The following is a 23253-nucleotide window of genomic DNA, read 5'->3' on the forward strand; positions in this document are numbered from 1 at the left end:
TCCTTGTTGACGGTAGCAAGCAGGTAAAGTTAGTCGGACAATCCTAGCCGATATTGTGTATTTATGACAAAACCGCACTTTACGGTTTTGTCATAAACTTTTTTTCTAAACTGCCTCGCCCATGACAGCCAATCGACTATGCCAGAGTTTTCCGAGCGCGGGCCACCGCTGCACGTACCTGGTTTGGCGCAGTTCCACCCAGATGATCACGGGCCTGCACGGAACCTTCCAGGGTCAGCACGTCGAACACATCTTCGCCGATCACATCGGAGAACTGTTGAAGTTCCTCCAGCGTCATATCTGACAGGTCACGACCTTCGGCGACACCGAAAGCAACTGACTTGCCGACAATCTCATGGGCATCACGGAACGGCACGCCTTTCTTGACCAGGTAATCAGCCAGATCCGTGGCGGTGGAGAAGCCCCGCTTGGCGGCTACCCGCATGTTGTCGGCCTTGGCCCTGATGGCCGGGATCATGTCGGCGTAGGCCTTCAGGCAGCCCTTGATGGTATCGACCGTGTCGAACAGCGGCTCTTTGTCTTCCTGATTGTCCTTGTTGTAGGCCAGCGGCTGGCTCTTCATCAGGGTCAGCAGGCTGATCAGATGGCCGTTTACCCGGCCGGTCTTGCCACGCACCAGCTCGGGTACATCCGGGTTTTTCTTCTGGGGCATGATCGAGGAACCGGTGCAGAACCGGTCCGGCAGGTCGATGAAATCGAACTGGGCGGAGGTCCAGAGCACAAGCTCTTCACTGAACCGGGACAGGTGGGTCATCAGCAGCGCGGCGAAACTGCAGAATTCAATGGCGAAATCCCGGTCGGAGACCGAATCCAGGCTGTTTTCAGTGGGCCGGTCAAAGCCCAGCAGTTCGGCGGTCAGATTGCGGTCAATCGGGTAAGTGGTGCCGGCCAGGGCAGCAGCCCCCAGAGGCATCACGTTCACCCGCTTGCGGCAATCCTGCAGACGATCGGCATCGCGCACCAGCATTTCGTACCAGGCCAGCAAATGGTGGCCAAAGGTAACCGGCTGGGCGGTCTGCAGGTGGGTAAAGCCGGGCATAATGGTGTCTGCCTCGCGCTCGGCCAGGTCCAGCAAGCCAGCCTGCAGGCGCTCCAGTTCCTCGGCAATCACGTCGATTTCATCGCGCAGGTAGAGGCGGATATCGGTGGCGACCTGATCATTCCGGCTGCGGCCGGTATGCAGTTTCTTGCCGGTGATGCCGATGCGATCGGTGAGCCGGGCTTCGATGTTCATGTGCACATCTTCCAGGCTGACGGACCATTCGAAGCGCCCGGCTTCGATGTCTTCCTTCACGCCCTTCAGGCCGTCGATGATCTGGTCGCGCTCGGCGTCCGTCAGCACACCCACCTTCGCCAACATGGTGGCATGGGCGATGGAGCCGGTAATATCATGATGATACAGGCGCTGGTCGAAGCCCACCGAGGCGGTGAAGCGTTCAACAAAGGCATCGGTAGGCTCGCTGAAGCGGCCACCCCAGGGTTTTTCGGAGGATGTGGTCTGGTCAGACTTTTTCTGATCCGTCATGGTCTATCTTTCCTGCTGACAGCCCGGCATCATCATGCCGGCAATGGATAAGTTAAAAGTTGCGGCAGTATAGCATTCCGGCCCCGGTTAAGGAGACTCCCCTGAAACCCGACAAAGGCATGAACCACAAGGACACCGACAGCTTCTACGTGCCCGATCTGTGTCGTGTGCGGGCCGTGTTCATGCTGTTGATTACCAGCGAACTGCTGGTTCTGGTGCTGGCCATCGTGCAGGCACAGAACAGCTGGATCGACTGGAACTACTTCGGTCTGCTGTCCCTGTTCGTGCAATGGACCACCCTCACCAGCGCCGCACTGATCTGTCTGTTGCGCCCCCGCCTGGCCCGCATGAGCAACAGCCGCGCCACGATGACCATCGCCGCCATTGTCTTGCTGGACGTACTGGCGTTCAGCCTGTTTGCCGACAGCGTATTGCACCCGCAGCCGGGCGTGGCGCTCTGGCAGGGCATTGCCAAGAAGCTGTTACTGGCACTGCTGATTGTCCTGATGGTGCTGCGTTATTTTTACCTTCAGCACCAGTGGCAGCAACAGCGTGAGGCGGAAATGCAGGCCCGGCTGACCTCCTTGCAGGCCCGGATCCAGCCACACTTTCTGTTTAACAGCATGAACACCATTGCCAGCCTGATTGCCACCAATCCGGAGCAGGCGGAAGAAGCTGTGCTGGATCTGTCGGAACTGTTCCGGGCCAGCCTGCGCACCGACGACCAGCTCATTCCCCTGAACCGTGAGCTGGAACTGTGCCAGCGCTACCTGGCGATTGAGTCTCTGAGACTGGGGGAACGCCTGCAACTGGAGTGGGATATTCAACCCGGGCTCGGGCAACAGGTAATACCACCCCTGACACTGCAGCCGCTGGTGGAAAATGCCATCTATCACGGCATTCAGCCGCGGCCGGAAGGCGGTGTCGTCCGGGTCGAAGTATCGGCCAAGGATCACTTTGTCTACCTTCTGGTGCAGAATCCCGCGCCGGAATCTACGGAACGCCAGCATCAGGGCAACCGGGTCGCCCTGAGTAACACCCAGGCCAGACTACAGGCACTGTTTGGCGAACCGGCCGTGCTCAAACACAGCCGCCAGGGCAATACCTACACCGTCACTCTTCGCCTGCCCCGGCGCAGCATCAATACCAGCAACCGTCAGTCACGAAACAGGCCATGAATATCGAAGACAGCAAACGCGTACTGATTGCCGATGACGAACCTCTCGCCCGCCAGCGCATTCAGCGCCTGCTGGAAGCCCTGCCGGATTACCGGGTTTGTGGCGAAGCGGTGGATGGCAACGACACCTTGCGCAAAGTGGCCGAACTGGAACCGGACATCCTGCTGCTGGACATCCGCATGCCCGGCATGGATGGCATGGAGGCAGCCGACCAGCTCAGCAAGCTCCAGAATCCGCCCGCAGTGATTTTTTGCACCGCCTATGACCACTATGCCATCCAGGCGTTCGAGGTTCGCGCCGTCGCCTATCTGCTCAAACCGGTCCGGCGTGAGGCGCTGGCCGATGCCCTGGCCCGGGCCGGCAAGCTGAACCGGGTACAGAGGCAAGCCCTGGCGCAAAGTACCGATGCCGGTAACGACCAACTGGCGGTGCGCACGCACCGAGGTACCGAACTGATCGACCTGGCAGATCTGTACTACTGTGAGGCCGACCAGAAGTACGTGACCCTGCACCACAGCCACGGCGAGACAGTGTGCGACTACACCCTGAAAGAACTGGAGCAGGCTTACCCGGATCACCTTCTGCGCATCCACCGACACACACTGGTTGGCGTGCGCTTTATCCAGGGGCTGCGGCGGTCGTCCGATGGCCAGAATCAGCTGGCACTGAAAGGCAATGCCACCCTGCTGCCGGTCAGCCGCCGCCATGCCAGTACGGTCCGCCAATGGTTACACGAACACCAACCCTCCCCCTGAGGGGGTAGGCGGGGGTTCACCGCGGGACTTTTTTTCTGCCACAAGGTAACCTTGGGGCACATTTTCCCGAACGACAGTGAGTGACATGTCCAAACGTACCCTTCGCATTGCAACCCGCAGCAGCGCACTGGCGCTGTGGCAGGCGGAATTCATCAAGGCCGAGCTGGAAAGGCTGCATGACAACGTTGACGTTGAACTGATCAAGATAAAGACCCAGGGCGACAAGATCCTGGACGTCCCCCTGGCCAAGATCGGCGGCAAGGGCCTGTTCGTGAAGGAACTCGAAGAAGCCATGCTGGACGGCCGTGCCGATCTGGCCGTGCATTCCATGAAAGACGTGCCCATGGAATTCCCCGAGGGCCTGGGGCTGGTCGCCATTTGCGAGCGTGAAGACCCCACCGATGCCTTCGTCAGCAATCAGTATGAACACATCGACCAGCTGCCTGAGGGCGCGGTAGTAGGCACCGCCAGCCTGCGTCGGGAAGCCCAACTGCGGGCCAACCGCCCGGATCTTCAGATCAAGGTACTGCGTGGCAACGTGAATACCCGGTTGGCGAAACTCGATGCCGGTGAATACGACGCCATTGTACTGGCCAGCTCCGGCCTGAAGCGTCTCGGCTTCCACGACCGTATCCGTTACTGTCTGCCAGACACGTTTTCCCTGCCAGCCGTTGGCCAGGGTGCTTTGGGCATCGAATGCCGGGTCGGTGACACGGAACTTCTGGAGCTGATTGACCCGCTCAATCACACCGACACCTGGGACCGCGTCAGCGCTGAGCGGGCGCTGAACCGTCGCCTTGAAGGCGGTTGCCAGGTGCCCATTGCCGCCTATGCCCTGCTGGAAGACGATAACACCCTGTGGCTGCGGGGCCTGGTTGGCGCAGTCGATGGTACCCAGATTTTCCGGGTGGAAGGCCGTGCCCCGCGCGCCGAAGGTGAACGCCTGGGCCGTGAACTGGCTGAACAGCTGCTGTCCATGGGGGCCGACAAGGTGCTGGCTGAAATCTATGGCCACACCCCGCGCTGAGTTTCAGCAACCGTCTGAACTCCAGGGCCGGCGTGTATTGATCTGCCGGCCCGAGCCCGAAGCCAGCCGCCTCGCCGAGGCCTTTCGCAAGGCCGGTGCCGATGCCCGGGTGATGCCGATGATGGCGCGCGAGCCTTTACCGGAAACCCCGGAGCAGCGCGGCATCCTGCAGCAGTTGGACAACTTTTCCCACATCATCGCGGTCAGCCCCTATGCCGCCCGCCGGCTGATGGAGGAAATCGACCACTGGTGGCCTCAACTTCCCGCCGGCCTGCAATGGTACGGAGTGGGCGCCGGCACCGCCGCGGTCTTTCGCGAACATGGCCTGAAACCGAGAATGCCCGCCGAAGGCTGGACCAGCGAAGCGTTGCTGGCGCTGCCATCACTGCAGCGCGTTGACGGAGAGAAAGTTCTGCTGGCTCGGGGCGAGCATGGCCGGGAACTGATTCGTGAGACCCTGGCGCAACGGGGCGCACGGATTACCACCCTGCCCCTGTACCGGCGCGTGCTGCCGTACTATTCTGCAAAACAGGTGAAGGCTCTGGTTGCCGACTTCCACCCCGAGGTGGTGATTGCGCTTTCCGGCGAAACCCTGAACAATCTGGTGGAGCTGGGCCACAGATACCAATTGGCTCTGACGCCCGACATAATCGTAGTACCTGCGGAGCGTGTAGCGGAACAGGCGCGCGCGCTGGGCTTCCGCAAGCCACTGGTGCCCGGTAGCCTGAACGATGACGACCTGGTCATCAGTGTTGCTTCCTGCCTGTCGCAGGAGGCCGGTGACAACGGATAACCAAGTAAGGATGCCCGTGACTGAAACAACAAAACAACTCCCCGCTCCCGTACAACCCGCCAGGCCAGAACGCCCACGCTTGTGGCCAGTGTGGATTGTGGCGGTTCTCGCGCTGATTCTGGCGATTGCCCTTGGGCTCTGGAACTGGCAACAGTGGCAGAAGCACCAGGCCACCCTGCAGGTGGTTCAGGACCTCCGGCAGGATACCAACCAGCTGGAAAGCCTTTACGGCAACCGCGGCAGCGAACAGAGCGAGCGGCTTCAGGCACTGGAAAACCGCGTGGCGGAACAGCGGGAGCTGATTGCCACCCAGCAACGCCAGATCGATCACACCGCCCGCGAATTGCTGGAAGCCGGCAACCGCACCCGCACCGACTGGCTGCTGGCGGAAGCCGAATATCTGCTGCGTATTGCCAACCAGCGCCTGCTGATTGAAAAAGACATCCGCGGTTCACTGTCCGCCCTGGAATCGGCCGACGAGGTGTTGCGGGAATCCGACGATATCGGGGTTTATCCGGTACGCCAGCAACTGGCACGGGAAATCCAGTCCTTGAGAGGCATTCAGGGTGTCGACCGCACCGGGCTATACCTGAGACTGGAGGCTGCCATCGCCAGCGTCAACGATCTCACCGACCAGGCCCTGATCAGTGATCAGGCGCCGGGATTCGACATGGTCGAAGACCAGAATGCGCCGTCTGACGGCAGCAACATGTTCACCAGAGGCTGGAACCGGTTCCTGGGCACCCTCAAGGAAGTCGTTGTGATCCGCCGGATGGACGAACCGGTAAAACCCCTGTTGTCTCCGGACCAGAGCGCCTGGGCCCGTCTCAACCTGCAACTGATGCTGGAAGAAGCTGAAATGGCGGTCTTGCGGGGCAATCAGCCACTGTATGAACGCGCTCTGAACAAGGCCATCACCACCATCAACGACTGGTATGACGGCACCAACCCGGCCATTCGCGGGCTCAACGAGACCCTGAACGAACTGGCCGAGCGCAACGTAGACCCCGAACTGCCGGATATCAGCCAGTCCCTGAGCCTGCTGAAGGAGCGGTTGGCGGGGCGCCTGGCCACAGGCGACAACGATGCCGACAGCAAGGCGGCCAACGGGGGCGATGAGTCATGATCCGCGTATTGCTGATCCTGCTGCTTGCCCTTCTGGTGGGCACCGGGCTTTCCCTGGGGTTGACCTACGATCTCGGCTATATCCGCATCAGCCTGGGCAACTACCTGATTGAAACCAATTTCTGGGTCGGGTTGGGGCTGATTCTGGTGATCATCCTGCTGACCGTCACCCTCATCAACACGGTGCGCCGCTTCCGCCACGGCACCGGTGTGATGGCTGGTTGGATTGCCCGCGGTAATGAGCGCCGGGCCCGGCGCCGGACCACACGAGGCCTCCTGGCTCTGGCCGAAGGCAACTGGCCCCGCGCCCGCAAACTGCTGACCAGCTCCGCCAGCCATGCCGATACCCCCCTGATCAACTATCTCGCGGCGGCCCAGGCCGCGTTCGAGTCCGGCGACCATGAAGCGGTCGATGAACTGCTGCGCAAGGCCTTTGAAAGCACACCTGGCTCCAGCATGGCGGTGGGGTTGACCCAGGCCCAGCTGCAACTGGCCGGCAACCGGCCCGAGCAGGCTTTGGCGACCCTGCTGCGCCTACGCAAGGAATCTCCACATCACCCGTTTGTCCTCAAGCTGCTGAAGAACGCCTATCTGCGTCTGGAGGACTGGCGCGAGCTGTCCCGTCTTATTCCGGAACTGCGCAAGCGCAGCGTGGTGCCAGAGAGCGAACTGAACGAGCTGGAACGTCAGGTCTGGCAAAACCTGCTGGAACAGGCCGCCGAGGAATGCCAACGCAGCCGCAAGGAAAACCCCGAAGCCAGCCTGGAACCGCTGACTCGCCTGTGGGACGAACTGCCGGGCTTTGTGCGCCGGGATGAGTACACCATCCGCGACTACGCCCGACTGCTGGCGGGACTGGGTGATGAGGCCCAGGCAGAAACGCTGCTGAGAAAGGTACTGCGTAACCACTGGAGCGACGAGCTGATCAACCTGTATGGCCGGATTCAGGGTCAGGATCCGGAGGAACAGCTATTGATTGCCGAACAGTGGCTGAAACATCGCACCAACAACCCCGAGCTGTTGCTGGCACTGGGCCGGCTCAGCCTGCGTAATGAGCTGTGGGGAAAAGCACGGGAGTACTTTGAAACCAGTCTGAAATTACGCCGTAATCGTGAAACCCTCGCGGAGCTGAGCCGGCTGAATGCCCATATGGGCGAGGAAGAAGCCAGCATCAAGCTGCTGATGCAGGGGCTGGAAACCGACCATGGCCTGCCCGACCTGCCCATGCCCCGGGCCTGAGACTTCGCAGTCTTTGATTCAGACAAACAACAAGGGCCGGCAAATTGCCGGCCCTTGTTGATAGCGCCCACTGAAACTGTCAGCTGCGGGGAGCATACTCCAGAACATCCGAGAAAAAGGCCTGCTCCGGAAGGCCAGCCTCCACCAGCGCATCCATCAGGGTATACACCATGGTGGGCGAGCCACTGGCATGAACTTCCACGTCCTGCCAATCGAACCCTGAAGCCAGCACAGCCCTGACCAGTTGGTCGTGGTGACCGCCCCAGTCATTGTCTTCATCGTCTCCCACCACCGGCAAAAAGCTGAACGGCGCCCACTCCTCCTGCCACTGCTGCGCGAGAGAACGCAGGTACATGTCCTCGTGCTTGCGCACGCCCCAGAACAGTTTGACTGGCTTCTGGTAACGGGTTTCCCGCAGGTAATCCACCAGGCTTTTCATCTGAGCAAAACCGGTACCCGCCGCCACCAGCAGCAGGGGTTTGTCCGGCATACTGGCCAGGCAGGCCTTGCCATGGGGCAGTTCCACCGTCACATCCTGGCCGGAAGTCAGCACATCGATGACTTTCTGGGCCGAGATCCAGTCGGGCGAAGCCTGGATGTGCAGTTCGATCTGCTCTGCTGAGGGGCTGCTGGCAATCGAGAAATAGCAGGGGTCAGCTCCGGGCAGAATCACCGACAGATACTGCCCGGCATGGAAAGCCACATCCCTCCGCCGGGGAAGCTGCAAGGCCACCCGGTACACATCGTGACTGATGGAACGTACGTCGATTACCTTCGCCTGGTACTGGCGGGGCTGGTAATTTCCTGATGCCATAACGGCGGGTATCTCCAGTTCAAGGTCGGCGAGCGGCCGTGTCCGACACATCATCAGTGGCTCGCCAACCGCGATAGAATGTTGATTTCGGGTATTCAGCGCCCGACCTTTCAGCAACCGGGCCTCACAGATTTCGCACACGCCGTTTCGGCAGGCTGCCGGCACCCGTATTCCGGCTGCGGTCGCTGCAGACAACAGGTCTTCAGCCTGATCCGCACCATAACCAAGCCCCGATGGCTGCAGGCGTATCCGAAACACTCTCTGCCCCCTTGTCAGTCGGGGCGGGCACCGGGAACTTCAATCCCCAGGCTGTCCCAGATGTCATCCACCCGCTGTTTAACCTCATCGGTCATGGCGATGGCAGTGCCCCACTCCCGGTCGGTCTCTCCGGGCCACTTGTTGGTGGCGTCCATCCCCATCTTCGAGCCGAGCCCAGACACCGGCGAGGCAAAGTCCAGATAGTCAATCGGGGTGTTTTCCACCAGGGTGGTGTCCCGGGCCGGATCCATCCGCGTAGTAATGGCCCAGATCACGTCTTCCCAGTTACGGGCATTGACGTCGTCATCGGTGACAATCACAAACTTGGTGTACATGAATTGCCGCAGAAATGACCATACCCCCATCATCACCCGTTTGGCATGGCCGGGATACTGCTTCTTCATGGTGACGACGGCAAGCCGGTAGGAACAGCCTTCCGGCGGCAGATAGAAATCGACAATTTCCGGAAACTGCTTCTGCAGGATTGGAATGAACACCTCGTTCAGCGCCACTCCGAGAATCGCCGGCTCGTCCGGTGGCCGGCCAGTATAGGTGCTGTGATAGATCGGATCCCGGCGGTGGGTAATGCGTTCCACGGTAAACACCGGGAACTGATCCACTTCGTTGTAATACCCGGTGTGATCACCAAACGGCCCTTCCGGCGCCATATCGTCCGGGTAGATAAAGCCTTCCAGTACAATCTCGGCACTGGCCGGTACCTGAAGATCGCTCAGGCCCGCATTCACCAGTTCCGTTCGACTCCCTCGCAGCAATCCTGCAAAAGCATATTCAGACAGCGTATCCGGCACCGGGGTAACGGCACCCAGAATGGTGGCCGGATCAGCACCCAGTGCGACCGCAACCGGATAGGGCTTGTCCGGGTTGGCCTTACGGAACTCCTGGTAATCCAGGGCGCCCCCCCGATGGCTGAGCCAGCGCATAATCAGACGGTTACGACCAATCACCTGCTGCCGGTAGATACCCAGGTTCTGACGTTCCTTGTTGGGGCCACGGGTAATCACCAGCGGCCAGGTCACCAGAGGACCGGCGTCACCCGGCCAGCAGTGCTGGACCGGTATCTGGTACAGATCCACCTTGTCTTTTTCAATCACTACATCCTGGCAGGGTGCCGAGCGCAACACCTTGGGGCTCATGCGCATGACCTGCCGGAATAATGGCAGTTTTTCAATGGCGTCCTTGAAGCCCTTGGGGGGATCCGGCTCTTTCAGAAACGCCAGCAGCTTGCCAATCTCCCGCAACGCTGCCACATCGTCCTGCCCCATGCCCAGTGCCACCCGTTTCGGTGTTCCGAACAGGTTGGCCAACACCGGCATATCGTAGCCTTTCGGATTCTCGAACAACAACGCCGGACCACCGGCACGCAGGGTGCGGTCGCAGATTTCGGTCATTTCCAGGTGGGGGTCAACTTCGGCAGTAATGCGCTTGAGCTCACCCAGCTTTTCCAGCTGGCTGACAAAGTCCCGAAGGTCGTTGTATTTCATGGTGTGCTCCGTTTCTGGTCTACGGTACTACGGAGTTTTTTCTGGTCTGGATTCAGACCTGAGTTCAGGTATTGGCCTGAGCAGCTTGAATGCTGGGGAGGGAATCCGCCCCGACCAGCCGGACATTCCATAAGAATGCCCGCCGGTCGGAAATCGGAGTCAGTATCACCGACGCTTCATGGACTGGAAGAACTCGTCGTTGGTCTTGGTGTCCCTGAGTTTATCCAGCAGGAACTCGATGGCGGCGGTATCGTCGTCCATGGAGTGCAGTAGTTTGCGCAGAATCCACACACGCTGGATGTCGGCTTCGGACATCAACAGGTCTTCGCGGCGAGTGCCGGAGCTGCGGATGTTGATGGCCGGGTATGTCCGTTTTTCGGCAATCTTGCGATCCAGATGGATCTCCATGTTGCCGGTGCCCTTGAACTCCTCGTAGATCACCTCGTCCATCTTGGAACCGGTATTCACCAGCGCGGTCGCAAGAATGGTCAGGCTGCCACCTTCTTCCACATTACGGGCAGCACCGAAGAAACGCTTGGGCTTTTCCAGGGCGTGGGCATCAACACCACCGGTCAACACCTTACCGGAGGAAGGAATGACCGTATTGTAGGCACGGGCCAGACGGGTTATGGAGTCCAGCAGAATAACCACATCTTTCTTGTGCTCGACCAGGCGCTTGGCCTTTTCGATCACCATCTCGGCCACCTGCACGTGACGGGCCGGCGGCTCGTCAAAAGTGGAGGCGATGACTTCGCCGCGCACAGTGCGCTGCATCTCGGTCACTTCCTCTGGCCGCTCGTCAATCAGCAGAACCATTACATGGCACTCTGGATTGTTACGGGTGATGGACTGGGCAATGCTCTGCATCAGCAGCGTCTTACCGGCCTTGGGCGGGGATACGATCAGGCCTCGCTGCCCCTTACCAATGGGCGCCACCAGGTCCAGAACCCGTGAGGAGAGATCCTCAGTGCTGCCGTTACCAGCTTCAAGCGTCAGACGCTCATCCGGGAACAGCGGCGTCAGGTTCTCGAACAGAATCTTGTTGCGGGCGTTATCCGGCTTGTCAAAGTTGATCTCGTTGACTTTCAGCAGGGCAAAGTAACGCTCACCGTCTTTCGGGGGCCGGATCTTGCCCGAGATGGTGTCACCGGTGCGCAGGTTGAACCGGCGGATCTGGCTGGGGGAAACGTAAATATCGTCCGGCCCGGCCAGGTATGAGGCATCGGCGGAGCGGAGGAAGCCGAAACCATCCTGCAGAATCTCCAGTACACCGTCACCGTAAATGTCTTCGCCGCTTTTGGCGTGTTTTTTCAGGATGGTGAAGATCACATCCTGTTTGCGCGAACGAGCCAGGTTGTCGAGGCCCATTTCTTGCGCGATATCGAGCAATTCGGGCACGGATTTCTGCTTGAGTTCAGTAAGATTCATAGTTTGTTGGATTTTCAGGAATGGAAGTAAACGACTGTTGGAATGACAGGGGCGCCCCTGAACGTGTTGATCGAATCAAAAATGAAACAAAGGTGCTGGCAGATGGAGCAACCGGTGTAGATGGAAGCCGGATATTAAATGCCGAAGCCAGAGAGTGGGAACAACTGTTCGCCGGGCAACGGCATCATCGGCCACCTTTAGCGCGAATGTCAAGCCCCTGAATAAAATTAAGCCAGTTTTTGGCATGGGGTTCACTGGTTCTGGAGCTCCCTCTGATGGGTTACTCCCTTCCCAACCACGCAGCAGATCAGGATACTGAGCCTATGATTGATGACAGACTTCCGGAGCCTACCCCATGAGCAGTGATCGCACCAGCGAACTGAAGCCCCTGAACATCGCCCTTCTGACCGTCTCGGACACCCGAGGCCCGGATGAAGACACGTCTGGCCAGTTTCTCGAGGACAGCGTTGTCGAGGCCGGTCACCGGCTTGTGGCCCGCCGCATCCTGCCGGATGACATCTACCTGGTCCGGGCCCTGATGTCACAATGGATTGCCGATCCGGAGATTCACGCCGTCATCATTACCGGCGGCACCGGCTTCCACGAACGTGACAGTACGCCGGAGGCGGTAGCGCCCCTGCTGGATAAAACCATCGACGGATTTGGTGAGGAGTTCCGGCGACTGTCCGCGTCTGAAATCGGCACCTCCACCATCCAGTCCCGGGCCTTTGGCGGCCTGGCCAACCATACGGTTATTTTCTGCCTGCCCGGCTCAACCGGGGCTTGCCGAACCGGCTGGAACGGCATTCTGGCAACCCAGCTGGACAGTCGCCATGGCCCCTGTAATTTCTCTGCTCTGGCCCTGCGCAAGCCGGACCGCCCCTACCAGCGGGTTCAGGAAGTGATTGGCCAGCGTGCCGAGCGATAAACAGGAGGACACATGGTGGCTAACGATCTGACATCGGTTGACGATGCACTGCAACATATTCTTGACCGGGCGCCGGCCATCACCCGAACCGAAGCCGTTGCCTTAACGGACAGCCTCGGCCGGGTTCTGGCGGAGAACCAGTATGTTCCCGCGGATGTGCCGCCAGCGGATAACAGCGCCGTGGACGGCTATGCGGTATGTCTGGCCGATGTCGCCGCCGGCAAACCGATGTCCGTATCCGCCAGAATCCCGGCCGGCGTTGCCCCCGGAACACTGGCACCCGGCACAGCGGCACGGATTTTTACCGGCTCCGAGATTCCCGAAGGGGCCGATGCGGTCGTGATGCAGGAACGGGTGGAACGCACCGACGACATGATTCTGATCCAGGCCGAGGTTTCAGAGGGCCAGAACATTCGCAGGCAGGGCCAGGATCTTGCCCGGGGCGATCTGGCGCTGGCGAAGGGCAAGCGCATTCGCCCCCAGGAAATGGGCCTGCTGGCCTCCATGGGAATCAGCCAGGTTCCGGTCATGGGCCGGCTAAGAGTCGCGGTATTGACCACCGGTGATGAACTGGTGGAGCCGGGCCAGCCACTTGATTCTGGCCAGATATACAACACCAACCGATTTACCCTCATGGGCCTGTTGGCCGAGGCTGGCTGCGAGCTGGTTCTGTGCGAAACCCTTGAAGATACCCGGGAAGCCACCCGCAGCACGCTCGAGTCTGCTGCTGCCAAGGCCGACCTGATCATCACCAGCGGCGGCGTATCGGTCGGTGAGGAGGACCACGTTCGCGCGGTACTGGAGAAATCCGGCAAGCTGTCACTTTGGCGCATGGCAATCAAGCCCGGCAAACCACTGGCGTTTGGCGAAGTGGCAGGCATACCGGTACTCGGTTTGCCGGGCAATCCGGCAGCGGTCCTGGTCACTTTTCTGGTGGTGGCGATGCCTTACATTCGCAAACGCCAGGGCCGGCAGGACCTCCTTCCCGTGGGCGAATCTCTGCCCGCTGGGTTTGACGTAACCTCCACATCTGTCCGCCGCGAGTTTGTACGGGCCCGGAAGCAGGGTTCAGCAGCGGGTCTGGAGGTTGTCGCCTACCCCAACCAGAGCTCCGGCGTCCTGAGTTCCGCCTGCTGGGGCGACGGCCTGGCTGTGGTGCCGGAACACACGGCCATCCGCGCCGGCGATTTGATTACATACTATCCGTTCACCGAATTACTGAGTTAACGATGACAGAACCAACACTGACCGTGCGTTTTTTCGCCCGACTAAGAGAAGAGCTGGGTACCGAAAGCCTGACCCTGCCGGCATCAGAGCACCAGACGGTCGCGGACCTGCTTACCCACCTGGCCAGCCGGGGCGGTGCCTGGGCCCAGCTGACCGGTGGCCAACCGGTGATGGTGGCCATCAATCAGTCCATGGCAAAGCCGTCCAGCCCGGTACAGCCAGGGGATGAGGTAGCCTTTTTTCCACCGGTCACCGGAGGTTGAGATGATTTCAATCCAGACCGACGATTTCGATGCGGGTGCAGAATATGAGGCGCTTCGCGGGACCGGGCCGGGCACCGGGGCCATTGTGACCTTCTCAGGTCTGGTGAGGGATTCCGGGGATCTGTCCGGGGTAACGGGACTGTTTCTGGAGCATTATCCGGGGATGACCGAGCAGGTGATTCAGGGGCTGATTGATGAGGCGGGCCGGCGCTGGGATGTGCAGCGGGCCCGGGTGATTCACCGGGTCGGGCAGTTGGCGCTGGCGGACCAGATTGTGTTTGTGGGGGTGTGCAGTGCCCACCGGGGCGATGCGTTTGCGGCCTGCGAGTTCATTATGGATGCTTTGAAGACGTCGGCGCCGTTCTGGAAGAAGGAGATTACCCGCGAGGGTGAACATTGGGTGGAGCAGAAAGAGGCTGATGTTGCCCGGAGTCGGAACTGGGAGTGAGACGCTTATTGGAGTTTGCCGCCCGGCCGCTGGCCTAGTGGGACCTCCGAAAACCGCTGTGAATACGTCCCTGTACGCTTGCTCTCCGCCATCCATGGCTCCGAGCATTTTCGGAGATCCCACCAGACCAGCACCCTACATATGCAGTCAGCTGATCCAGCCGAGATCATATTAGCGTTCCAACCCCCTAAAATCATTGCGATTCCTGAACACTTCGTCGGTTTCAGGACAATTAACCGCAACCGCCCCCACCGATTCGGCAAATCCCATCACCCGGCGGTTGTCCGAGGCCAGCCAGCGATCCAGTTCCACCATTACATTTACCGGATACACACCGTGCAACGGGTGCAGGCGGCCGTTATGTTCGGCAATAGCCGGGCGGTCGGGTTGGGTTTGCCAGGCGGTGACCAGGGCGCTAAGGGTTCCCGGGGTGATTCCCGGGGTATCACAGGGGCAGACCAGCACAGCTTCGGCACCCTGAGTTTCCGCGGCTTTCAGGCCCGTGAGCAGGCCCGCCAGAGGGCCCTGGTCGCGTAGTTCAGGAGGATCCTCAAGGATACGGCCGGGAGCCAGGCGTTCGTAGTCCGGCAGCGAGCGGTTGGCGCTGACGAAGACGGCCGGGGTGATGGTCCTAAGGGCCTTCAGCACCCATTCGGCCATGGCTCTGCCTTGCCAGGATACGAGGCCTTTGTCCTGGCCGCCCATGCGGGTGCCTTTGCCGCCTGCCAGGAGCAGGCCGATGATTCTGTCGGGTCGGGTCATGGCATAAAAAAACCGCCCGTGAAGCGTTGTTCAGGGGCGGTTTCCTTCAACAGCGGATCAGAGGTTGCTGTCGAGGAAGGCAGCCAGCTGCGATTTGGACAGCGCGCCTACTTTGGTGGCATCCACGTTGCCGTTCTTGAACAGCATCAGGGTCGGGATACCACGGATGTTGAACTTGGGCGGGGTCTGCTCGTTTTCGTCGATGTTGAGTTTGCAGACCTTCAGCTTGCCGTCGTATTCGTCAGCGATTTCTTCCAGAACCGGAGCAATCATTTTGCACGGGCCACACCACTCGGCCCAGTAGTCTACCAGTACCGGAACGTCAGACTTCAGTACATCCTGCTCGAAGGAAGCGTCGGTGACATTAACGATATTTCCGCTCATTACCTTTTCCTGATTCAGGCGCTCCGGGGCTTGGTTTCCGGCCCTGCTGGAGTCGCTATTGACTGTAGTGGACGGTGTTCTCTTTACGGACCGGCCGCCCACCCGGATTAAGACAGACCATTACTTTACGCGATTGCCGGCCCCGATGTGAAGCCGGTTGTATCCACCCCCGGGTTGATCCGTGTCAGTAATGTCCGCAGCCAATTACTGACACACCAGGGAAGTTTCACTTATAGTACGGCCAAGTTCATACCACACAGGACGCCTATCAACGTGACGGCCGCATCCACTGCCGAGAAGCCTGAAACCTCCCCGGACATGCTGGCAGCCATCGATATGGGCTCCAACAGTTTTCATATGGTCGTCGCCCGCCTGGTGCACGGCGAAATCCGCACGGTTGAGAAGATGGGCGAGAAAGTCCAGCTCGGCGCCGGGCTGGATCAGTGCAATCGGCTGACTGAGGAAACCCAGCAGCGGGCCCTCGAATGCCTGAGCCGGTTTGCCCAGCGCCTTCAGGGCATGCCCCCGGAAGCAGTCCAGATCGTCGGCACCAACGCGCTCCGGGTCGCCCGCAATGCCCACGATTTCATTGCCCGAGCCGAGGAGGTACTGGGCTATCCGGTAGAGATCATCGCCGGGCGGGAGGAAGCGCGACTGATCTATCTCGGTGTTTCCCACACCCTGTCAGACGATTCCGGCCGCCGGCTGGTGATTGATATTGGCGGTGGCAGCACCGAGTTCATCATCGGACAGCGTTTCGAACCCCAGGAACTTGAAAGCCTGCACATGGGGTGCGTTTCGTTCCGCAACCGCTACTTTCCGGATGGCAAGATTACCCGGCGCCAGATGGACAAGGCCATTACCCATGCCGAGCAGGAACTGCTGAATATCCGCCAGCATTATCGCTCGGTGGGCTGGCAGAGCGCGGTGGGCTCTTCCGGCTCGATCAAGGCGATTGCCAACGTGCTGGCAACCCTTAAGATTACCGACGGCTCCATTAACCGCGACGGCATGGAAGAGCTGCGCAAGCGCCTGGTGAGCATGGGCAAGGTGGAGAAACTGGCCGAACTGGGGGTAAGGGAAGATCGCCAGAGCATTTTCCCGGCCGGCTTTGCCATTCTGATGGCGGCGTTCCGTTCACTCGACATCCAGACCATGACCTTTGCCGACGGCGCCCTGCGTGAAGGCCTGCTGTACGACATTGTCGGACGCATCCAGCACGAGGACGTTCGTGAACGCACGATTGCGGCGCTGCAGGAGCGTTACCACGTAGACCAGGCTCACGGCGCAGCGGTCGAGAAGACCGCGATTGCCGCCTGGGAACAGGTGGCAGGGCAATGGGGCCTGCGCACCGCTGCCGATGAAGACGTGCTGCGCTGGGCTTGCCGGCTGCACGAGATCGGCCTGACCATTTCCCACAGCCAGTACCACAAGCACGGCGCCTACCTGTTGCGCTATTCCGATTTACCCGGCTTCAGTCAACCGTTCCAGAAGGATCTGGCCACTCTGGTTCGGGGCCATCGCCGGAAGTTCTCGGCGGCAGTTTTCGAGGGTATCGAGCCCGAGGACAAACCCCGCCTGACCTACCTTTGCGTGCTGGTGCGGCTGGCGGTGCTGATCCAACACCCACGCAACCTGGAAGAACCCCCTGCCTTCACCCTTCACGGCCACGATAACCGCCTGGTAATCGAGTTCCCCGAGGGCTGGCTGGACAACCGCCCGCTGACCCTCGCAGACCTGGAGAACGAACGGGACTACCTGGCACGCCAGGACTTTACCCTGGAGATCTTGGGCCGGTAACACTGGCTGGCCTCAGCCAGCCAGTTCCGCCTCCAGGCTCTCCACCGTTTCGCTCACCTCCAGCCACTCAGCTTCAACGTCTTCCAGCTCTCGCTTCAGTTCGGTCTGCTCCGCCAGCAGTTCCTTGAGTCGAACCTTTTGCTGGTCATCGTAAAGCCCTGGGTCGGCCAGGTTTTGCTCCACCGTGGCGAGCTTTTGCTGCAACTGCTCCATACGGATCTCAAGCGTTCCCTGTTTTTTTCGCCACGGGCTGAGTTTCTGTCGCAGTTCAGCTTCCTGGCGCTTGCGGGCCTTGCGTTCGTCCGCCGTCAGGGTCGCGGGTCCGGCGGTATTAACCGACTTTTCCTGCCCCCCGACCACTTCACGCCGGGGTGGCGATTCCTCATCTTTCCGACGTTCCGCCAGCCAGCGTTCGTAATCCTCCAGGTCGCCCTCGTACTCGCCAACAGCGCCGTCGCATACCAACCAGAATTCATCCACCGTATTGCGCAGCAAGTGGCGGTCGTGGGATACCACCACGATGGCGCCATCGAAGTTCTGGAGCGCCATGGTCAGGGCCTGTCGCATTTCCAGGTCCAGATGGTTCGTGGGCTCATCCAGCAGCAGCAGATTGGGTTTCTGCCAGGCGATAACGGCAAGCGCAACCCGGGCCTTCTCACCGCCCGAAAACGAGCGAATGGGCGCAAGTGCTTCGTCGCCGTGAAAATCGAAGCCGCCCAGGAAGTCCCGGACTTTCTGCTCCGATGCGGTTGGCGCCAGACGCTGCAGATGCAGGAACGGGCTGGCGTCGAGATCCAGGGACTCCAGCTGATGCTGGGCGAAATAGCCGATGGCCAGATGTTCGCCACAGGTGCGCTCACCACTGAGCAGGGTTCCGGTGCCGCGAAGGGCATCCATAAAGGTGGACTTACCGGCCCCGTTCGGCCCCAGCAAACCAACCCGGGTGCCGGGCAACAGGGTGACATTGATGTTCTTCAGAATGGGCACATCCCCATGGCCCGCGACCCCGTGGCGAATGGACAGCAATGGATTGGAGACCTTGTCCGCGACCGGGAACTCGAAACTGAAGGGTGAGTCCACGTGCGCCGGCGCAATCTTTTCCATCCGTTCCAGTGCCTTGACGCGGCTCTGGGCCTGCCGGGCTTTGGTGGCTTTGGCCTTGAAGCGATCAATAAAGCGCTGGATTTCGGCAATTCTGGCTTGCTGGCGTTCGAAACTGGCCTGCTGCTGGGCCAGTCGCTCGGCGCGCTGACGCTCGAAGGCTGAGTAATTTCCCGTATACAGCACCAATTGCTTCTGATCGAAATGCACCAGATGAGTAGCCACCCGGTCCATGAAGTCCCGGTCGTGAGAAATAAACAGCAAGGTACCCGGATACTTTCTGAGCCAGTTCTCCAGCCACAGACAAGCATCCAGGTCCAGGTGGTTGGTGGGCTCATCCAGCAACAGCAGATCGGATGGACGCATCAGTGCCTGGGCCAGGTTCAGTCGAATACGCCAGCCACCGGAAAATGCGGAAACCGGGCGCCCGGCATCGCTGTCGGCGAAGCCCAGGCCCCTGAGCAGTGTCTCTGCCCGGCGCGGTGCGGACCAGGCTTCGTGAATATCCAGCTCCCCGTGCAGACGGGCAATGGCATGGTCATCACCACCCGCTTCCGCCTCGGCCAGCGCCCGCTCCATTCGCCGCAACTCGGTGTCGCCATCCAGCACAAAATCCCGGGCGGATCTGGACGAAGCCGCGACTTCCTGAGCCATATGGGCAATCCGGCAGCCACCGGGCAACGCCACGCTGCCTTGCTCGGGTGCAAGCTGCCCCAGCAAGAGCTGGAAAAGACTGGATTTGCCGGCACCATTGGCACCAACAATGGCAACGCGCTGCCCCGGTTGCACGGTCAGGTTCACGTTTTCTAGCAACCAGACGCCGCCCCGTTGTAAACTGAGATCGGTTATCGTTAACATAGATTTAATCTATCCATGGATTACTGCCAGGGAAGCGCCAACATGACCGTTCAACAAGCGGAGCCGCTGGAACTTCCAGAACACATGGAACCAGACAATCCGTTATGGCGTTATGCCCTAGCCCAATGGCAGGATCCACAGGTGGCTGAGGCCTGTCTTGAGCTGCAATCCGAGGGATGGAGCGTAAGTCGCATCCTCTGTGCCGGCTGGCTCGCCACGCAGGGTCAGTCGTTCTCTGGCGTTGAGGACGCTAAGGTAACAGAGTGGCGAAGCCGTGTAACCGGTTGCCTTCGCTCCGCCCGCAAGTCTGTTCCCCGAGCCAATGATCATGGCGTGGAGCTGCGGGACACTCTGGCCAAGGCAGAGCTGCTGGCCGAACAGCTGGAGCTGGCTCTGATCTGGCAAACGTTGAAAGAATCCGAAGCGGAGCGCGGAAACATGCAGAAATCAGGCACCATCATCGAGCAGAATCTTGTCGCTGCCGCGCCGTCCGACAACATTCCCACGCGGGTAAAATCTCATCTTGAACTTCTGGCCAGCCGGCTTGCAGGCCAGACCACCAGAGGCGGCCCATCATGTTCATGAAATGGCTGATCCGGCTTTCGTTTCCAGCGCTCGGCCTTCTGCTGCTGCTGATTTTCTTCGGCCTCGGCGATCCCGACCAGGTCTCGGAACCGGTGAAAACCGAGCAGGCGACGACGATTCCCTCCTTTGAGGGGTTGCTGCCATCGCCGATTCCCACCGAAGGCCCGGATATCGTTTTCAAGTGGCAGGACACCGATGGCAACTGGCACTATGCCGATCAGCCCCCGGCCCAGGGCCCCTGGAATGCCTTGGCCATTGAGCGCCCAGACCCCGTGCCCCGGAAGCCGCAGACCATCAGCCCGGAAGATGACTGGCAGTCCCCCTACCAGGCCCCCTATTCGCTCAATGGCTCACCCGCCAGCGGTTCCTGACGCGGGTTGCGCATTGCCGCGAAATGAGTCTCTGATTAACACATGTTCAGTGGCATCCCGCTGCTGAACCCGTTACCTTGTTCACTTTCAGAATCCAGGGTCAGAGAGCCCAGAAACACGTGAAAAGGATGAAATGATGAAGAAAACGCTTTTGGCTATCGCCGTTACCGGCCTGATTGCCGGTTGCTCAACAGCTCAGGAGCCGGCAAACGACCCGGCCCTTGAAACCACCCCTGAGAAAGTCAGCTATGGCATGGGATTGGTGCTGGGTGAGCGCATGAGCAATGACTTGCCGGATCTCCAGATGGACCAGTTCCTTCAGGGCATCCAGCATGGCCATGCCGGTGATGAAGACAGCAAGCGACTGACCCGCGAGCAGATCCAGGAAGCGCTGATGGCCTACCAGCAGGAGCTCCAGCAAAAGCAGGAGCAGCAACTGGAAGAACTGGCTCAGAAGAACAAGGATGCCGGCGAGGCTTTCCTGGCTGAAAACGCCGAGCGTGAAGGCGTTGAGACCACAGAGTCCGGTCTCCAGTACGAAGTGATTGAAGAAGGTAACGGTGAGCGCCCAACCGCCGAGGATCAGGTGGAAGTCCACTACACCGGCGAACTGATCAACGGTGAGGTGTTCGACAGCTCCCGTGAGCGCGGGCAAACCGTGACCTTTGGCCTGAACCAGGTGATTCCTGGGTGGACAGAAGGTCTGCAGCTGATGAGCGAAGGTGCTCGGTACAAGCTTTATATCCCGTCTGACCTGGCCTACGGCCCGGGCGGAAACCAGGCTATTGGCCCTAACGAGACCCTGGTATTCGATGTCGAGCTGATCGCCGTGAATCCGGGGCAGGACGACGCCGGTTCAGACGAATAAGCTCTGGCCAGCACTCCGGCAGGCAATAAAAAACCGGCACCATTTCTGGGGCCGGTTTTTTATTGCGGGTAATGCGGTTCCGGGTAGAGGCAATCAGGCCGAAGCCACCTTGCCCGCATGGGCGTTATGCAGATTCTCAATCAGGAAATCTTCCATCTCGAAGCGTGACTCCAGCACTTCTCCAAGCCGTGACAACTCGTTGAACAATTCCTTGACGTCGACCTCGGACAGCTCCCGGCCATCCAGACGATCATTGAAGTTCAATGCCACTTCCGTGGTCTGCTCGATCCGGGGATAGAGCTTTGCTGCCAGTTCGAGACCGCCATCGTTGAACTCACGGGCCTCCTGAATCAGCTGTTCGTAGACTTCAAAGTGGCCGGCCGAAACATAATCCACCAGCACTTCGCACAGGCGGACGAATTTTTCGCGGAGGGCATCGGTCTGGGAAAAATCACTTTCTCCAGACAACTCGCAATACTGAACCAGAAGCTCCTGGCGCTCCTTCAGCCAGCGATCAATCAGCTCGCTGACACCACCCCAACGCTCCCTGGCATTCCGGCAATTCTCCAACATGACGCCTGTCTCCCCTCGGTCAATCCGCCCGTTCTCTGGATCTAGTCTTGATAATTATTATGTGGCATTCAAGTTACCCCATGGTCATGGTCAGCCGCAACTGTTTCAGCTCTGCAACCAGTCCCGGGGAGAATAGCGTCGCAGCATCACAAACAGCCCCAGTACAATCAGCAGGCTAAAAAAGACCGCGGTCCATCCGGGGATACTCAAACCGAGAAAACGCCAGACCACTTCGGCGCAATCACCCGTGCCTTTCAAAGCGGTTTGCAGCACTTCAAACCAGGGTAGTACCTCGAGCATGTAATCAACCGAGGGACCACAGGCAGGCACCTGGTCCGCCGGCAGACTCTGTAACCATAGCTGACGCCCCGCCACCGCCAGACCAGCGCCGGCGGCAACAATCAGTAACAGCCCGTAGACCCGGTTGCCGAACCCGCGGGGTCCGTGCAGAAACGCCAACAGACTCACCAGCCCTGCACCCATAAATCCGAAACGCTGCAACCAGCACAACGGGCATGGCTCCAGACCCATCACGTGCTCCATGTAAAAGGCCACCGCCAGCAACCCGGCGCACACCAGAAATACCAACCCGAATATCCATCTGCTTGTCAAAACGCTACCCCGGAATCATGATGTGGACTGCACAAGCTTCCATGGCCTGATATTCTCAGAGAAAAACCAGCGTGCCATGAAACACTGAACCAATCCTAACCCATGACTAACGCCAAGCCTATGACCATTCTCAGAAAACTGACGCCGGCCCTGTTACTGACCCTGTGCGCACTGATGCCTTCCCTGCCCACCATGGCCGAGGAAGCTGATGAAGAAACCGAAGTGAAGGGGGTAACCGACTATATCGCCATGGAACCGGCATTCGTCACCCATGTCGGCAAACCGGATGCGAAAGTGGCCTATCTCAAAGCCTCCGTAACCATTCGGGCCTCCCGCGAAACCACCCGGCCGGCGGTAGAAGCGCACATGCCCAGGTTACGGCACGAACTGGTGATGCTGTTTGGTGAGCAGACGGATCTTGACCAATTGTCTTCCATGGACGGCCAGCAGGCGCTGCGGGAAGAAGCAACCAAACGGATAAACGGAGTGCTGGAGGAGCAGCAAACCGGTGAGACCATTACCGGAGTGCTGTTTACCGAGTTTGTGGTTCAGCGCTAGTTGCGGCGTCCACCGGGCGGTGGCACCGGATCAGGCGATGCGTGAGAACAGATCATCATCCTGTTGCGGGCGCTGTTTCCGGGCCTGACCGGCATCATCCCAACCGGCTTCCCAGGCGGCAATAATGACCTCACCACGGTATGGACAGCGGGTTTTGTCCATGCCCATCTCTCCGGCCATGTATCCCTGCCGGTAGGCCTTGTTCAATGCTTCTACATCCCAGCCGAGCTTGATATCCGTTGCCATGGGC

General features: G+C 59.7%; 25 protein-coding genes. 15 read left to right on the forward strand and 10 right to left on the reverse strand.

Going from position 1 to position 23253, the window contains the following annotated elements; translation table 11 throughout:
- Window positions 1-136: 136 nt before the first annotated feature.
- Window positions 137-1546 (reverse strand): argininosuccinate lyase, encoded by a 1410-nt coding sequence (argH, locus tag Q675_RS33225; protein WP_023011763.1) that lies wholly within the window; start codon window positions 1544-1546, stop codon window positions 137-139.
- A gap of 119 nt (window positions 1547-1665) precedes the next feature.
- Between argH and Q675_RS33230 the strand changes: the two genes are divergently transcribed.
- The 6 genes from Q675_RS33230 to Q675_RS33255 all read left to right on the forward strand — a co-directional run bounded on the left by Q675_RS33230 (window position 1666) and on the right by Q675_RS33255 (window position 7663).
- On the forward strand, window positions 1666-2724 hold the full coding sequence (locus Q675_RS33230; RefSeq protein WP_023008376.1) for a sensor histidine kinase: 1059 nt from the start codon (window positions 1666-1668) through the stop codon (window positions 2722-2724).
- A complete protein-coding gene (locus Q675_RS33235) occupies window positions 2721-3479 on the forward strand; it encodes a LytR/AlgR family response regulator transcription factor (RefSeq protein ID WP_014420353.1) in 759 nt (252 codons plus the stop codon). Before Q675_RS33230 ends, Q675_RS33235 begins: the two co-directional genes overlap by 4 nt.
- Before the next feature lie 85 nt (window positions 3480-3564).
- Window positions 3565-4506 carry a hydroxymethylbilane synthase gene (hemC, locus tag Q675_RS33240; RefSeq protein ID WP_011784032.1) on the forward strand — a complete coding sequence of 314 codons (942 nt, stop codon included), beginning with the start codon at window positions 3565-3567 and terminating at the stop codon, window positions 4504-4506.
- A complete protein-coding gene (locus Q675_RS33245) occupies window positions 4487-5299 on the forward strand; it encodes a uroporphyrinogen-III synthase (protein ID WP_023011764.1) in 813 nt (270 codons plus the stop codon). Before hemC ends, Q675_RS33245 begins: the two co-directional genes overlap by 20 nt.
- A gap of 10 nt (window positions 5300-5309) precedes the next feature.
- Window positions 5310-6425, forward strand: a complete 1116-nt coding sequence (locus Q675_RS33250) for a uroporphyrinogen-III C-methyltransferase (RefSeq protein WP_206769614.1) — start codon at window positions 5310-5312, stop codon at window positions 6423-6425.
- Window positions 6422-7663, forward strand: coding sequence for a heme biosynthesis HemY N-terminal domain-containing protein (locus Q675_RS33255; protein ID WP_023011766.1), 1242 nt, complete (start codon window positions 6422-6424; stop codon window positions 7661-7663). The genes Q675_RS33250 and Q675_RS33255 overlap by 4 nt, the downstream gene beginning before the upstream one ends.
- A 79-nt stretch (window positions 7664-7742) precedes the next feature.
- Here the strand turns inward: Q675_RS33255 and Q675_RS33260 are convergent, their stop codons facing one another.
- The 3 genes from Q675_RS33260 to rho form a co-directional block, all read right to left on the reverse strand.
- The gene (locus Q675_RS33260) at window positions 7743-8735 is read right to left on the reverse strand and encodes a CDP-6-deoxy-delta-3,4-glucoseen reductase (RefSeq protein WP_023008379.1); all 993 of its coding nucleotides are present in this window, start codon (window positions 8733-8735) and stop codon (window positions 7743-7745) included.
- A 14-nt stretch (window positions 8736-8749) separates the two neighbouring features.
- The gene (gene ubiD / locus Q675_RS33265; RefSeq protein WP_023011767.1) at window positions 8750-10237 is read right to left on the reverse strand and encodes a 4-hydroxy-3-polyprenylbenzoate decarboxylase; all 1488 of its coding nucleotides are present in this window, start codon (window positions 10235-10237) and stop codon (window positions 8750-8752) included.
- A 165-nt stretch (window positions 10238-10402) separates the two neighbouring features.
- Window positions 10403-11665, reverse strand: a complete 1263-nt coding sequence (gene rho, locus Q675_RS33270; RefSeq protein WP_023011768.1) for a transcription termination factor Rho — start codon at window positions 11663-11665, stop codon at window positions 10403-10405.
- 355 nt (window positions 11666-12020) lie between these two features.
- Here rho and moaB point away from each other — a divergent pair, with 355 nt between their 5' ends.
- From moaB to Q675_RS33290, 4 genes are read left to right on the forward strand one after another with little or no spacing between them, the layout of a single operon-like run.
- Window positions 12021-12593: a molybdenum cofactor biosynthesis protein B gene (moaB, locus tag Q675_RS33275; protein WP_014420345.1), complete on the forward strand. Its 573-nt coding sequence runs from the start codon at window positions 12021-12023 to the stop codon at window positions 12591-12593.
- Window positions 12594-12605: 12 nt separating this feature from the next.
- The gene (gene glp, locus Q675_RS33280) at window positions 12606-13820 is read left to right on the forward strand and encodes a gephyrin-like molybdotransferase Glp (RefSeq protein ID WP_022992120.1); all 1215 of its coding nucleotides are present in this window, start codon (window positions 12606-12608) and stop codon (window positions 13818-13820) included.
- Window positions 13821-13822: 2 nt separating this feature from the next.
- Entirely contained in the window at window positions 13823-14083 is a 261-nt protein-coding gene (gene moaD, locus Q675_RS33285) for a molybdopterin converting factor subunit 1 (RefSeq protein WP_022992119.1), read from the forward strand.
- A 1-nt stretch (window position 14084) separates the two neighbouring features.
- Complete coding sequence (locus tag Q675_RS33290) at window positions 14085-14531, forward strand: molybdenum cofactor biosynthesis protein MoaE (RefSeq protein WP_022992118.1); 447 nt, start codon at window positions 14085-14087, stop codon at window positions 14529-14531.
- A 171-nt stretch (window positions 14532-14702) separates the two neighbouring features.
- Here the strand turns inward: Q675_RS33290 and mobA are convergent, their stop codons facing one another.
- Entirely contained in the window at window positions 14703-15293 is a 591-nt protein-coding gene (gene mobA, locus Q675_RS33295; RefSeq protein ID WP_022992117.1) for a molybdenum cofactor guanylyltransferase MobA, read from the reverse strand.
- Between the two features lie 57 nt (window positions 15294-15350).
- Window positions 15351-15677 (reverse strand): thioredoxin TrxA, encoded by a 327-nt coding sequence (gene trxA / locus Q675_RS33300; protein ID WP_011784020.1) that lies wholly within the window; start codon window positions 15675-15677, stop codon window positions 15351-15353.
- A gap of 249 nt (window positions 15678-15926) precedes the next feature.
- On the opposite strand from trxA, the gene ppx reads away from it, so the two are divergent.
- Entirely contained in the window at window positions 15927-17477 is a 1551-nt protein-coding gene (ppx, locus tag Q675_RS33305; protein WP_413771519.1) for an exopolyphosphatase, read from the forward strand.
- Window positions 17478-17489: 12 nt separating this feature from the next.
- On the opposite strand, the gene Q675_RS33310 is transcribed toward ppx, so the two are convergent.
- Window positions 17490-19436: an ATP-binding cassette domain-containing protein gene (locus tag Q675_RS33310; RefSeq protein WP_031211634.1), complete on the reverse strand. Its 1947-nt coding sequence runs from the start codon at window positions 19434-19436 to the stop codon at window positions 17490-17492.
- Window positions 19437-19478: 42 nt separating this feature from the next.
- Here Q675_RS33310 and Q675_RS33315 point away from each other — a divergent pair, with 42 nt between their 5' ends.
- From Q675_RS33315 to Q675_RS33325, 3 genes are all read left to right on the forward strand, one after another.
- Window positions 19479-20021 (forward strand): DUF2390 domain-containing protein, encoded by a 543-nt coding sequence (locus Q675_RS33315; protein ID WP_011784017.1) that lies wholly within the window; start codon window positions 19479-19481, stop codon window positions 20019-20021.
- Window positions 20012-20392 (forward strand): DUF4124 domain-containing protein, encoded by a 381-nt coding sequence (locus Q675_RS33320; protein ID WP_023011771.1) that lies wholly within the window; start codon window positions 20012-20014, stop codon window positions 20390-20392. The genes Q675_RS33315 and Q675_RS33320 overlap by 10 nt, the downstream gene beginning before the upstream one ends.
- A gap of 136 nt (window positions 20393-20528) precedes the next feature.
- Window positions 20529-21260 (forward strand): FKBP-type peptidyl-prolyl cis-trans isomerase, encoded by a 732-nt coding sequence (locus tag Q675_RS33325; protein ID WP_022992112.1) that lies wholly within the window; start codon window positions 20529-20531, stop codon window positions 21258-21260.
- Between the two features lie 93 nt (window positions 21261-21353).
- Here Q675_RS33325 and Q675_RS33330 read toward each other — a convergent pair whose 3' ends face one another.
- Both Q675_RS33330 and Q675_RS33335 read right to left on the reverse strand, forming a co-directional pair.
- On the reverse strand, window positions 21354-21833 hold the full coding sequence (locus Q675_RS33330; protein ID WP_011784014.1) for an Rsd/AlgQ family anti-sigma factor: 480 nt from the start codon (window positions 21831-21833) through the stop codon (window positions 21354-21356).
- Between the two features lie 105 nt (window positions 21834-21938).
- Window positions 21939-22445, reverse strand: a complete 507-nt coding sequence (locus tag Q675_RS33335) for a disulfide bond formation protein B (RefSeq protein WP_011784013.1) — start codon at window positions 22443-22445, stop codon at window positions 21939-21941.
- A 102-nt stretch (window positions 22446-22547) separates the two neighbouring features.
- Here Q675_RS33335 and fliL point away from each other — a divergent pair, with 102 nt between their 5' ends.
- On the forward strand, window positions 22548-23003 hold the full coding sequence (fliL, locus tag Q675_RS33340) for a flagellar basal body-associated protein FliL (RefSeq protein ID WP_011784012.1): 456 nt from the start codon (window positions 22548-22550) through the stop codon (window positions 23001-23003).
- Window positions 23004-23033: 30 nt separating this feature from the next.
- On the opposite strand, the gene rmf is transcribed toward fliL, so the two are convergent.
- On the reverse strand, window positions 23034-23249 hold the full coding sequence (gene rmf / locus Q675_RS33345) for a ribosome modulation factor (RefSeq protein WP_011784011.1): 216 nt from the start codon (window positions 23247-23249) through the stop codon (window positions 23034-23036).
- Window positions 23250-23253 lie beyond the last annotated feature (4 nt).

The organism is Marinobacter sp. EN3 (assembly GCF_000475315.1).
GTDB classification, from domain to species: Bacteria; Pseudomonadota; Gammaproteobacteria; order Pseudomonadales; family Oleiphilaceae; genus Marinobacter; species Marinobacter nauticus.

Bases quoted from the DNA above. Each gene is read 5' to 3' on its own strand.
- argH (WP_023011763.1), bottom strand. From the start codon at position 1,546: ATGACGGATCAGAAAAAGTCTGACCAGACCACATCCTCCGAAAAACCC.
- Q675_RS33230 (WP_023008376.1), top strand. From the start codon at position 1,666: ATGAACCACAAGGACACCGACAGCTTCTACGTGCCCGATCTGTGTCGT.
- Q675_RS33235 (WP_014420353.1), top strand. From the start codon at position 2,721: ATGAATATCGAAGACAGCAAACGCGTACTGATTGCCGATGACGAACCT.
- hemC (WP_011784032.1), top strand. From the start codon at position 3,565: ATGTCCAAACGTACCCTTCGCATTGCAACCCGCAGCAGCGCACTGGCG.
- Q675_RS33245 (WP_023011764.1), top strand. From the start codon at position 4,487: ATGGCCACACCCCGCGCTGAGTTTCAGCAACCGTCTGAACTCCAGGGC.
- Q675_RS33250 (WP_206769614.1), top strand. From the start codon at position 5,310: ATGCCCGTGACTGAAACAACAAAACAACTCCCCGCTCCCGTACAACCC.
- Q675_RS33255 (WP_023011766.1), top strand. From the start codon at position 6,422: ATGATCCGCGTATTGCTGATCCTGCTGCTTGCCCTTCTGGTGGGCACC.
- ubiD (WP_023011767.1), bottom strand. From the start codon at position 10,237: ATGAAATACAACGACCTTCGGGACTTTGTCAGCCAGCTGGAAAAGCTG.
- rho (WP_023011768.1), bottom strand. From the start codon at position 11,665: ATGAATCTTACTGAACTCAAGCAGAAATCCGTGCCCGAATTGCTCGAT.
- moaB (WP_014420345.1), top strand. From the start codon at position 12,021: ATGAGCAGTGATCGCACCAGCGAACTGAAGCCCCTGAACATCGCCCTT.
- glp (WP_022992120.1), top strand. From the start codon at position 12,606: ATGGTGGCTAACGATCTGACATCGGTTGACGATGCACTGCAACATATT.
- moaD (WP_022992119.1), top strand. From the start codon at position 13,823: ATGACAGAACCAACACTGACCGTGCGTTTTTTCGCCCGACTAAGAGAA.
- Q675_RS33290 (WP_022992118.1), top strand. From the start codon at position 14,085: ATGATTTCAATCCAGACCGACGATTTCGATGCGGGTGCAGAATATGAG.
- mobA (WP_022992117.1), bottom strand. From the start codon at position 15,293: ATGACCCGACCCGACAGAATCATCGGCCTGCTCCTGGCAGGCGGCAAA.
- trxA (WP_011784020.1), bottom strand. From the start codon at position 15,677: ATGAGCGGAAATATCGTTAATGTCACCGACGCTTCCTTCGAGCAGGAT.
- Q675_RS33310 (WP_031211634.1), bottom strand. From the start codon at position 19,436: ATGTTAACGATAACCGATCTCAGTTTACAACGGGGCGGCGTCTGGTTG.
- Q675_RS33315 (WP_011784017.1), top strand. From the start codon at position 19,479: ATGACCGTTCAACAAGCGGAGCCGCTGGAACTTCCAGAACACATGGAA.
- Q675_RS33320 (WP_023011771.1), top strand. From the start codon at position 20,012: ATGTTCATGAAATGGCTGATCCGGCTTTCGTTTCCAGCGCTCGGCCTT.
- Q675_RS33325 (WP_022992112.1), top strand. From the start codon at position 20,529: ATGAAGAAAACGCTTTTGGCTATCGCCGTTACCGGCCTGATTGCCGGT.
- Q675_RS33330 (WP_011784014.1), bottom strand. From the start codon at position 21,833: ATGTTGGAGAATTGCCGGAATGCCAGGGAGCGTTGGGGTGGTGTCAGC.
- fliL (WP_011784012.1), top strand. From the start codon at position 22,548: ATGACTAACGCCAAGCCTATGACCATTCTCAGAAAACTGACGCCGGCC.
- rmf (WP_011784011.1), bottom strand. From the start codon at position 23,249: ATGGCAACGGATATCAAGCTCGGCTGGGATGTAGAAGCATTGAACAAG.